At 65.6% G+C, this 11,685-nt stretch carries 3 protein-coding genes; 1 reads left to right on the forward strand and 2 read right to left on the reverse strand.

What is annotated here, in order from left to right; genetic code table 11:
- The coding region (locus EP26_RS37200; protein WP_211259676.1) for a Calx-beta domain-containing protein at nucleotides 1-1,204 on the reverse strand (1,204 nt) is incomplete at its 3' end.
- Between the two features lie 618 nt (nucleotides 1,205-1,822).
- Here EP26_RS37200 and EP26_RS32850 point away from each other — a divergent pair.
- Entirely contained in the window at nucleotides 1,823-4,150 is a 2,328-nt protein-coding gene (locus EP26_RS32850; RefSeq protein WP_169747581.1) for a PAS domain S-box protein, read from the forward strand.
- A 686-nt stretch (nucleotides 4,151-4,836) separates the two neighbouring features.
- Here the strand turns inward: EP26_RS32850 and EP26_RS31445 are convergent.
- Nucleotides 4,837-11,601, reverse strand: a complete 6,765-nt coding sequence (locus tag EP26_RS31445; RefSeq protein WP_157034036.1) for an Ig-like domain-containing protein — start codon at nucleotides 11,599-11,601, stop codon at nucleotides 4,837-4,839.
- Nucleotides 11,602-11,685 lie beyond the last annotated feature (84 nt).

Consider the following 11,685-nt stretch of genomic DNA (forward strand, 5'->3'; position numbering starts at 1 on the left):
CGGTGCCCTCCTCGCCGCTGGCATCTGCCACCCGCATGCCAGGAACCACCGGCGCCACATCGTCATTGGTGATGGTGCCGGTGGCCTCGGCATCGGCCAGCGTGGCGCCAGTCGGGGCGGACAACGTGACGGTCAGGGTCTCGTTGGGCTCGACAACCTCGTCTTCCGTGGTGTCCACCACGATCGTCTTGCTCCGCTCCCCGGGCGCAAAGGTGAGGGTGGTGGCGACGGCCGTGTAATCGGCGCCATCGGCCGTGCCATTGGTGGTGGCATAGGCCACGGTCACCGGGGTGGTGCTGGCCGTGTCGAGTGTCACCGTGAACTGCAACTGGCCGCCTTCGGCGATCGTGGCATCGCCGATGCTGATCGCCGGCGGCGGCGGCGGCGGCGGCGGCGGCGCCACCACGACCGGCGCGGCGTAGCTCATGGACTCGACATAGAGGATGTTGGTCGGGCCATTCTGCTGCGCCCAGGCCCAATCCGGCTTCATGCCCACGCCAAAGGCGGAGTTCTCCCCACCATCGGCGTAGCTCTTGGGGACATTCACCGTTGTCGTGTAGATCAGCTGCTTGTCGATATAGAGGCTGATGTGATCCGCAGCCCATTCCATAGAATATTCGTGGAACTCGCTCATGTTGATCTTGCCAGCAGGATAGCGGTACACTGTATAACCATCACCACCACTGGCCGATTTGAAGTGGATAGTCGAGTAACCATCGGAGTTATTGCGGGACGCCTTTTCAAAGATGTCGAGTTCCGGACCAGGCCAGCGATCGGTCGCCGGCCACAGGCAGGCAAAGGGGCCCGGGGCCTCCTCAGTATCGGTTCGCGCCACGATAGTATATAGACCGTAACCATTGCCAGCGGCCGCCCCGGTGGGCGGCACCATCAATCCGGCAGCCTGCCAGTCATTGGCGCCTTTGACCGTGGTGTTCTCGGGCGTGACATCGGTGCTGGTCAGGACGGCTTTGCCGTCGATGAACTTCACATCGCCCCATTGCCGGGTCGTTACGGTAGGGCGGGTGTCGAAATTTTCGATCCATTGCTGCTTGAATTGCGCATCGTTCAGTGTGGGAGTCTCGGCGACGGCCAGGGCCATCAGCTTCACATCGGCATCGACGGCCTTCTTGATCTGCCCCTTGCCCGGGTTGTTCAGCGCCAGAGCCGGGATTCGGGCATTCATGGGCATGTCGGCAGGCGGCATGGACGGCTCCTCAATATCGTGCAACTGCAAAACGGTTTCTTGCTGTTTGTCTGTCGTTTTGCACTGTTGGAGTCAAACAATCTCCGATTTTGGACATGCACTATGACAGATTTGTAAGATCAGCGGCGTTTCGTTCTCAACGTGATTACGTTGCGGACCGGTGAGGTGTCGGTCGGCATGGCGTCGCAACCCTTCGCCAGCGTGATGGCGCAGGTCCTCAAGCCAGCGACCCGATACGACACAGCCAATGATCGCCAATACCAGCATTCCGGCCCGGGCAGACCCGCTATGCCCAGAGGTCGCCATCGATCGCTGAGGAGCGCTCGAACCGCTCACAGGCGGGGACCACAATGCTACAAACAGCATCCGCTGCGAGATCGCCGGGACCGCGAGTACGGCACAGTCAAAATCCAGTTGTAAACAGTCTTGCGATCCGTCATAGCCCGCCGCCGCAATGCCCGCATCTCGCTCCGTGCTGGCGCGTGTTCCGATAGTAGAATTTTCCGGTCGAAGGGTGTTGCCTTGCGCCTCCTAACCTTACAAGGATACCTGAAACTTATCGTTTTTGTTGTGTCGCTTCCAACCCTCGGCGTTGGCGCCATGGGGGCCTGGTTGGCCATGGACAGCTACCAGCATGCGTACACAGATCGCCGGCGCGAAGCCGCACGCGCCCTCGCTGTCGCTATCGAGCGCGAAATCACCAATCGCAAAACGACCTTGTTGGCCCTTGCGGCCTCACCTCATCTCGACACCGGCGTAGGGAGCGATCTTGCAGCCTTCTATGTCCATGCACGACGGGCTGCCGCTGCAGTCGCCTCTCCCGTCTCCCTGATTGGACCAGACCTGCAAATACTGATCGATTCTGACCGGCCCTTTGAGAAGGTTCCTTCGGCGACTGCTGCTGACGCCGCAGTCCGCGCTGTGTTCACTGCGGAACGTTTCGGCGTCAGTGACCTCCAGGTCAGTCCCGTCAATCGTCAGCCCGTCGTCGCTTTGACGGTTCCTGTCCAGCGCCATGGACGTGTCATTGCAGCGGTCAGTACCCGCATCGCACCGGACGAGTTGTCCCATCTGCTCGCATCCCCACAATTTTCGCCAGGAACGGTCGCTACGCTGACCGACAGTCACGGCGTCATCCTGGCACGATCCTCCGCGGCTGAGGGCTTCGTTGGTCAGCGCGTGCCTGACTGGTACACCCAAGCCATCTCTGGCCAGGAGAGCGGGCTTACCGCCGGTCGAACGCTGGCCGGAGAGCAGGCCGAGATCGCGTTCCAGCGCGTTGCAGGCATCGCCGGCTGGACCCTGACGGTGTGGGACTCAGTCTCCGCCTATCGCGCGAGCTGGCGCCCGCTGATCATGGCGCTGCTCGGGGGGGGAGCGATGGTGTTGGCTCTCGCGTTGACCTACGCGATGTGGCTCAGCCGACGGATTCTCCATCCTGTCACCGCCCTGCAGCAGCAGGCTGAGGCAGTTGCGTCGGGCGGTGGAGCCGAGGCGCTTGCCTTGTCAGCGCAAAAGGACCGGGTTTCTCCCATTGCGGAGCTCAATCACCTGAGCGCAGCCATTGGCCGAGCGGGCGCAATTATCGCCGCAAGCGAGCGGCGTAGCCAGAGATTGGCCGAGGCCGGAGCTGTGGCGCTGTGGCGGGCCACGGCTGACGGCCGCATCATCGAGAGCCGGGGCTGGGAGGTGCTGACAGCGCAAAATGCGGACCAGCTGCGCGACAACGGCTGGTTGGAAGTGGTTCATCCCGACGACCGCCCCTCGATACAGGCTCTTTGGCGTCAAGCTTTGGCCGAACGGCGTCCCAAAGAGTTCGAGTTCCGCGTTCGTGTCCGCGACGGGCGCTGGGTGTGGCACCGAAGCCGGGCCGTTCCCATCCTCAACCAGCAAGCCGGCATTACTGAATGGCTCGGCGCAATCGAGACCATTCACGACCGCAAGCTTGCGGAAGCTGCGCTTTCCGAACGCGAGGCGAGGCTGCGTGCTGTCTTCGAGACCACACCTGAGTGCATCAAAATCGTCGCCCCAGACGGCCGGTTGCTCGAGATGAATTCCGCCGGGTTGTGCATGGTCGAGGCCGCGTCCCTCAGTGACGTCGAAGGCGGACCTGTCCTGGACATGATCGTCCCGGAACACCGCGCCGAGTGGCAGGCGAAACACGGGAGGGTATGCCGGGGTGAGGCGCTGCGATGGGAGTTCGACATCATCGGCCTGCGTGGCACGCGTCGCCACATGGAAACCCATGCCACACCGCTTCAACTCCCGGACGGACGCATCGGACACCTCGGCATCACGCGGGACATTACCGAACGTCGTGCCGCGGAGGAGCGGCAAGACCTGCTTGCCCGGGAGGTGGACCACCGCGCCAAGAACGTGCTGGCCGTTGTGCAATCCGTGCTGCGCCTCACGCCGGCGCAAGATGTCACATCCTTCACGCAGGCGGTTGAGGCGCGCGTCGCTGCTCTCGCTCGAGCGCATTCGCTTCTCGCGCAGGGAGGGTGGGTTGGAGCAGACCTGCACACGATCATCGAAAAGGAGGTTGCAGCCTACTGCATACCGGAGACGTCGGGCACCCCCGTCTCGCTCAGTGGCCCGCGTTTACCGATTGCTCCCTATGCTGTGCAATCGATTGGCATGGTGCTGCACGAATTGGCGACGAATGCCGTGAAGTACGGGGCGCTGTCTGTACCCGACGGGCGGGTGCAGGTTGTGTGGCGGCTGGATCAGCGCGGTGAAACACTGCACCTCGCATGGGTGGAAACCGGCGGCCCGCCGGTGACGTCGCCCAGCCGCCGAGGTTTTGGGTCGCGCCTGATCGACGCAACCATCCGGGGCCAACTTGGCGGATCCGTAGACTGGGGCTGGAACCCTCGAGGTTTGACCTGCTCCATCGCACTTCCCTTTCATCGTGCCGCCGTCCACAACATGGCCGCAGCGGCATAGTCGTCGATCGCCCAAGTCGCCTGCGCTGTCCGTCGGTTTGGCCTGAACAACTTGCGCCAGTGCGATGACCCTGTCGGACGATGCAGGCCGTTGTCGAACGTCCGGACGATGCGACCGCCTGTTGCGCTGTTCAGGCGGCCACGGGTGGGTTGGCTGGTGGGCATGGCGCAAGGCGGCGGCAGTCGGCGGCGACCTGGTCCGGGGTGCGGTAGCCGTGCCGGCCGACGCGCCAGCTGGTGCTGTCATGGGCAACGACGCATGGCCGAGCGCGGCGCCTCTCTGCAATGATGCGGGCGCTGCGCCCGCCCAAAACGGCGTCTGAGGGACCAGGGGCGGTCGGGGCACGGCCGCGACGGCGGCCGCAGCGGGACCCTCGGGCCGGCCGACGAGGGCGGTCGAGCTCTCACTGCCAAGGACGCGGTTCCCGGACTGTGACGGGCATGGGCCCCGATGACCCCAGGAGTCCGGGGTCGCCGCCGCGTCCTATGCAGCTCCAACCGCTTGCGCCATGCCTGTCAGCCCCGCGCATGCAGCGGGCGTCGTGTTCCCGCTGGCGGCCCATTGGTCCCGGCGCAGACGCGCGGCACTCCGGCCGGCAAACGGTCTGCCGGACACGAGCCCTGACAGAACCGGCCGGGCATCCTGTCTGGGGAGGATTTCGACACCCGCACCGGCATTGTTGCCACTTACCAGGTGACCCGTTCAATGTGACTGAACTCGGCATGCGTCCCGTCAGCAAACTGGATGTGCCCGGAAACTGGCTGGTCGAAGTTGATCGCATTCGCTGAGGGTGTGGCGGTCGCCTGGGCCGTGTCCACCACCATGGTCCAGGATCCGCTGTCAGGCGCGCCGGCGCCGCGTACCTCGATGGCGTCGACCCACGACCCACCGCCGCCGTCGATCACATCATGTCCGCCACCGGCCGTCAGGATGAAAATGTCGGCTCCGGCACCGCCCTGCATCGTTTCTGATCCGGCAGAGCCGATAAAACTGTCCGGTCCGGCTGTGCCAGCGAGAGACTGATCATGCCCGTTGCCTGCCAATACGGAGGGCTGCACCACGAGTCCTACCGTCTGCTGCACCGACACCGCCCCCAGATCGTCGTGCAGGACGACGCCGATGGTGCGAGTGCCGGTCGCAAGTCCGGCGCCGCCGGCATTCTCCAGCACCAATCCCTGCAAGACTGCAGAGTAGGTTGCAGGCGATGCGTCGCCGCGCAGGGTCAGGCTGCCCGTCGCGCTATCGTATCCCCCGCCCACAACCTCGATGCCGGTCGAGCCCACCATCGTCTTCCCGTCGATCACCGCGAGGCTGAAGCCACCAATGACGAGCTGGTCTCCGGAGGCGCCACCGGCCAGGGTTACAGTAGCGCTGCCGAGATGCGCGCTATCCCCATCCGCAGCGGCGGCCGCTCCAAGGGCGGCGGCCTCTGGGGCTCCCACCGCGGCTGCGGGGGCACTGGCCAGCACCAGTGTGGGCGCGTCATTCACCGCCTGGACCTGCACGTCGAGGGTGGCCGTCGTCGAGGCCTCGATCCCGGTTGCGGTCTCGACCGCGACGGCGGTGACAGAGAGATGCAGCGGGCCAACGTGGTTGGCCGGCGGGGTCAGCGCGAGACCGGCGAGCTGCCCCGGCAGCAGCGTCCAGCTGCCATCGGTGTTGTGAGTGCCCGCGGACAGGCTGGCCCCGGCTGGCACACCGGTGACCTCCAGGCGCAGGAGCTGCTCAGACCCGTCGGTATCGGTGAGCGCGGCGGTGATGGGCAGCGGTATCGCCGTGTCCTCGTCGCCTTGCGCCGCCCCGAAGGTGAGCACCGGCGCATCAGTGACAGGCTGGAGCTGCACATCGAGGGTAGCCGTGGTCGAGGCCTCGATCCCGGTTGCGGTCTCGACCGCGACGGCGGTGACGGAGAGCTGCAGAGTGCCGGCATAGTTGGCCGGCGGGCTCAGCGCGAGACCGGCGAGCTGCCCCGGCAACAGCGTCCAGCTGCCATCGGCATTGTGGGTGCCGGCCGATAGGCCGGCCCCGGCTGGCACGCCGGTGATCTCCAGGCGCAGGAGCTGCTCAGATCCGTCGGTATCGGTGAGCGCGGCGGCGATGGATAGCGGTATCACCGTGTCCTCGTCGCCTTGCGCGGTGCCGAGGGTGAGCATTGGTGCATCCGTAACCGGTGTAACCGTCAGCGTCACCGACACCGGCACGCTGCGTCGGTTGCCATCGGCATCGACCGAACTGATCGCCAAGTCGAGACGTTGCGTCCCGGAAAAATTCTCCGGCGGCGTAAACGTCAGGCCGGGCAGGGCCGCGCCTGGGATGGTCCAGCTGCCGTCGGAATTGGCGGTACCGGACGAGAAGTGCCCGCCCGCGGGCACATTGGTGACAATGACTTCAATGCTCTCCGAGCCATCATCGTCAACGAACTGCGTTCCGATATCGATACTGACGGCGCTGTCCTCGGTGCCGCGCGCCGTCGGGGCGGCCGTGACCAGCGGTGCGTCCGCAACGCCGTCGACGTGAACATGGAAATCGATGTGGGTGCTGGCACTGGCGCCGGTGGAGCGCTCGAGCGCATAGGCGGTGGCGCGGAGCGCCATGTCGCCGCTCCAGTTATTGGGTGGTATCAGCGTGAGACCGGCGAGCTGCTCCGGCCGCAGCGTCCAACTGCCGTCGCCATTATTCACGCCGGTGGACAGGCGGGTACCGCTCGGCATACCCGAGAGCACTATCGAGAGCACTTCGGAGCCATCCTGGTCGACCAGGGCCGCACCGATCTGCAGTGCAATCGGCGAGTCCTCCGCGCCCGTCACATCGCCTGCGGTGACGTCGGGTGTATCAGGGCTGGCCGCGACCTCGACGGTAATGTCGCGCGAGCTGCTACGCATATTGCCATTGCTGACCTCCCGCACCATGGCCGTGACGGTCACTGTAAGGCTGCCATGCGCATGGGCGGGCGGGAGGAGGCGGACATCGCCCAGATGGGCCGGCGCCACCGACCAGGTGCCATCGCCGTTGTCGGTGATGCCGGTACCGGGCGCTATGCGAGATCCCGGCGAGAGGCCGGATAGCTGAACCGCCACGACAGATTCGCTGCCATCACCATCACCGGGCATAATGGTAAGGTTCAGCGGTATAGCGGTGTCCTCCACACCATCCCCCGGCGCCGCCCGGATCGTGGCAGCATCAGCGACCGCATCGACCTCGATCCGCAGCGTCGCCGTGGTGCTCGCCAGGTCGCCCGTGGCTTCCGCCGCGATGGCGTTGACGGTGAGCATGATCGTGCCAGCGAAGTTTCCGACTGGGCTCAGGCGCAAGCCGGCGAGCTCGTCGGGGCGCAAGACCCAGGCGCCGGTGACCGGATCATGCACACCGGCTGAGAGGTTGGCACCCGGCGGGACACCATCGATCCGAAGACCAAGCGTCTCACGGCCGCCATCGGCATCGGCACCGGCAACGCTGATAGCGAGGGCGACGCTGCTGTCTTCCATGACCGCCGCATCGACGACATGCAAATGCGGCGCCTGCGCGGCCGGAGCACGGGGTGCAGGTTGCGCGGCGAGGGAGGCCGGGGTCTTACCGGACACGTCCGCAAAATCGAGATACTCAATGTTCTTGATCTTATCGACGGCACCGCTTTTCGAAGCGACGCTGAACTGGTAGCCGTCTGGATCGCCCGTCAGCGCGGTAACCACGTAGTCGGCGCGGTTGCCTCGGTAGACAAGACGGTCGTCATCGGCACCGCCATCAATCTTGTCAGAGCCGGCGCCACCTATGATCGTATCGTCCTTGGCACCAGCGACAATGATATCGTCGCCTGCGCCGCCATCGATGTGGTCCTCATCGTCGCCGGTGATGATGGTGTCATTCCCGGCGCCAGAGAGGATTGTCAGCTCCTTATTGTAGCCGGCGGCATTCAGTTTGAAGGCTGAGCTTTGCAGCGCCTCGATCGCGGCATTGCCGAACGAATGTTCGAAGTTGGTCCCGATGGAGACACTCACCATTCCCGTTCCGAGAAGTTCGAGCCGCTCAGCGCTTGTCACCAATCGGACGACGCCTCCGCCTGAGACAGCGGGCGCGACAAACATCGAATCGTCAACCGTGTTGAAGCTACCTAAAAGACGCACTGTGTCGTCGTCCGAGCCGGCATTCACCACCGTGGACGCGAGCTCAGCGCTGGAGCCGAAGACAAACGTGTCATTCCCACCATCGCCAACGAGCTGGTCGCGAACTCCGGTGTTGCTGCCATAGCCATACAGGGTGTCATCGCCATCGTCGCCAATGAGTTGATCCCGGCTGGCGCGGCCGTACAGGGTGTCGTTGTCGTCGGTTCCCTTGAGCGTGGACGCAGATGCCGTCCGGGTCACTCCAGCCGTGCCCCATGTCGGTGCTGGGGCGGTACTGGGACTAGTCATGAGGTCAATGTCGGGGCCTGACCCGCTGCCGGATGTCAGGCCACTTCCCGACCCCGCCGCCGTGACAGTGATAGTGACGCTGTTGGTGCGTACGGCTTCGTCGCCTTCGCGCTCCGTCGTCACAGCGGAGACCCGCAACGTGATGTCGCCAGCATAGCCAGCAGGTGGGCGGATCGCAAGTGCGGCGAGCGAGGCCGTGGGCACCAGCCAGAGGCCGTTGCCTGCCGGAGTGCCGGCGGACAGCGACGCACCGGCGGGAACATCTCGTACCCAGACATGCAACGCTTCCGACCCGTCCGCGTCAGGGGTTGCGGCGCCGATCTGCAACGAAACCCAGCCGGTGTCTGGACGGGTGCTGGTATGGCCGCTGCCCGTCGAGGCCGGCAACGTCAGCGCGGGCATGTCGGCATCACCCGTGGGATCAACCACCAGCGTACCGCCAATGTCATGCCGCACGCCACCGGTGTCCTCGATGGTCATGCGCAGCGTCAGCGTCGCCGCCACGTCGCTGTTCGCCGGCATGGTCAGCGTCACACCGCTCCGCTGCGCCGCATCGATGCGGTGGAAGCCGTCCGCGCCCGCGGTGACGATGGTCCCATCGGCGAGCCGCAGCACAGCGCCTGCCGGCACGTTGCCGATGACAATGTCGCCCACCAGGGTCTCGGAACCGTCGCGGTCGGCAAGCCCCGGGTCCAGGTTGAGCGCGATCGGCTGGTCCTCGACGCCGCTGGCGGTATTCCAGCGGCCGGTTGTGCCGTCCAGACCACCAACCGCAGGGGTATCCACCACGGCGCCAACCTGCACGGTGTAGCTGACGCTCGCAGCCGCCTGAGAGCCGCCATTCACCTCCTGCGACACCGCAGTCACGGTCAGGGCGATGGTGCCGGCGAAATCCCGTGGCGGTACCAATCCGACAGACGCCGCTTCGGTCGCCGTGAGCGACCAGGTGCCGTTGCCACGAAAGCTTCCGGCATTGAGACTGGCGCCCGCAGGCAGCCCGGAGACGAGGAAGTAGAGGGTTTCGGACCCGTCTGTGTCAACCAGCTGTGCCGCAAGGTCGAGCAGAATGGGTGTGTCCTCGGTGCCATGGGCGACGGTGTTTTGCCACACCGGAGCGTCGGCCGCCGCCACCACCCAGACCCGCAAGTCGACCGGCGCGCTCTCGGCACGGCTGCCAATCGGTTCTGCACTGATGGCCGTCACGCGCAGGGTAAAGTCCGTGTCGGAATTGGCCGGTGGGGTGACGGTGAGGCTTGCGGCCATGCTGGAGTCCACCAGCACACTGCCGTCCGCTTGGCGAGCCAAGGCGACGCCGCCGGCTTGGAGCACCGCTCCGGCAGGCAGGTCGAGTAGGCGATAGGCAACAATACTCTCTGAACCGTCGGTGTCCGTCGTGGTGCCGGCCACCTTAATCGCAATCGCGGTGTCCTCGAGACCGATGCCGGCGCCGCTGCGGATATCCGGCGTGTCCGCCACACCAGTGACCTGCACAGTGAAGGCCGCATCGGTCACGGCAGAGCTGCCGTCGTGATCGCTGGCGGTGGCACGCAGCGTCAGGGTGATCGGACCCGAGAAATCCTTTGGAGGTGTCAAGGTGAGCCCGGGCAGGTCGGCCAGGGAGAGGGTCCAGCTGCCGTCCGAAGCGCGGGTTCCGCGCGAGAGGGTCGCGGCAGCGGGCACGCCCAGAAGCGAGACGTGCAGGCCTTCCGACCCGTCGGTGTCGGCCAGCGCTGCCGAGAGCGTCAGCGGGATGGCACTATCCTCGGCGCCTACCACATCGGCTGCAGTAACCACGGGGGCGTCGGCGACTGCCTGCACTGTCACCATGGAGGTGGCAGTCACGGTGCGGGTCACCGAAGTGCCATTGCCGGTATCGGTCAGGGTCGCGCTGATGGTGAGGCTGAAGTCCGCATCACTATTGGCCGGCGGCCGCACGCCGACCACTCCATTGCGCAAGTTGACTGTCGACACCTCCCATATGCCAGGCGAGACTTCCGTGCCTTCGGTCAACACGGCACCGGCTGGAACGCCGCTGATGCGGCTGATGGCTGACCAGCTCTCCGAGCCATCCGCATCGGGCGTCGCAAACTCCGGGGTCAGCCGAATGATGCTGTCCTCATGGCCGGCAGCATTGCCCGTGATGGTGCCAGCATCAACCACCGGATCCACGCTGATGGTGAAGCCAGCCGACGTGCGGGCGCTCGGCGCACCATTGTTCCGCTCAGTCGAGATGGCGGTGAGAGTCAGTGCAATAGTGCCAGAAAAGTTGGCGGGCGGGTTGAAGGACACGGCAGCGAGCTGGGCCGGGGTCAGCGTCCAGCTGCCGTCGCGCTGCGGAGTGCCCTGGGTCAGGCTGGCGCCGTGTGGCAGCCCCGCAATAGAGAAACTGAGGCTCTCCGACCCATCGGTGTCGGTGAGCGCGCCACCGAGGCCGGCAAGTCGGATCACGCCATCCTCGGAGCCATGGGCATCGGCCACCATGACGGTCGGTGCGTCGGCCACGGCACGGACGAGGATCGTGACCGGCACCGCTGTGGTCTGCTGACTGGTCACACCACCACCGCTGTCGGTGGTGGTGGCGGCGATGGTGAGCCGGATATCGGCATCGCTGTTGGCCGGCGGGCGGAGTGCGAGGGTGCCATTCTCATAGGCACTGCGCGGCACTTGCCAAACGCCGGACGAGATCTCCGTTCCGGTGGAGAGCACGGCACCGGTTGGTACGCCGCTCACCACGAGCGTGGTGTTGACCGTCTCGGACCCGTCAGTATCCAGCAGGGCAACGGTACCACGCAGGGTAATCCAGCTGTCCTCGGCGCCTCTCCCTGCGCCAGTGATCCGCACGGCATCGGCAACGGCGCCGACGGTGACGCTGAAGGGTGCGGTGCTGACGGCGGTGCTGCCGTCGTGGTCCGTAGCGGTGGCGCGCAGGGTCAGGCTGATCGAGCCGGAGAAGTTGGCCGGCGCGCGTAGGGCAAGACCGCCGAGCTGGCTGGCGGTCAGGCTCCAAGAGCCATCGGCCTGACGGCTGCCCGCCGACAGCACGGCACCCGCCGGCAGGCCGGTGACGAGCAGCGAGAGGCTCTCCGAGCCGTCGGTGTCGGCGAGGGCGGCCGACAGGTCGAGCGC

The sequence above is a fragment of the Belnapia moabensis DSM 16746 genome, assembly GCF_000745835.1.
Classification (GTDB): Bacteria; Pseudomonadota; Alphaproteobacteria; order Acetobacterales; family Acetobacteraceae; genus Belnapia; species Belnapia moabensis.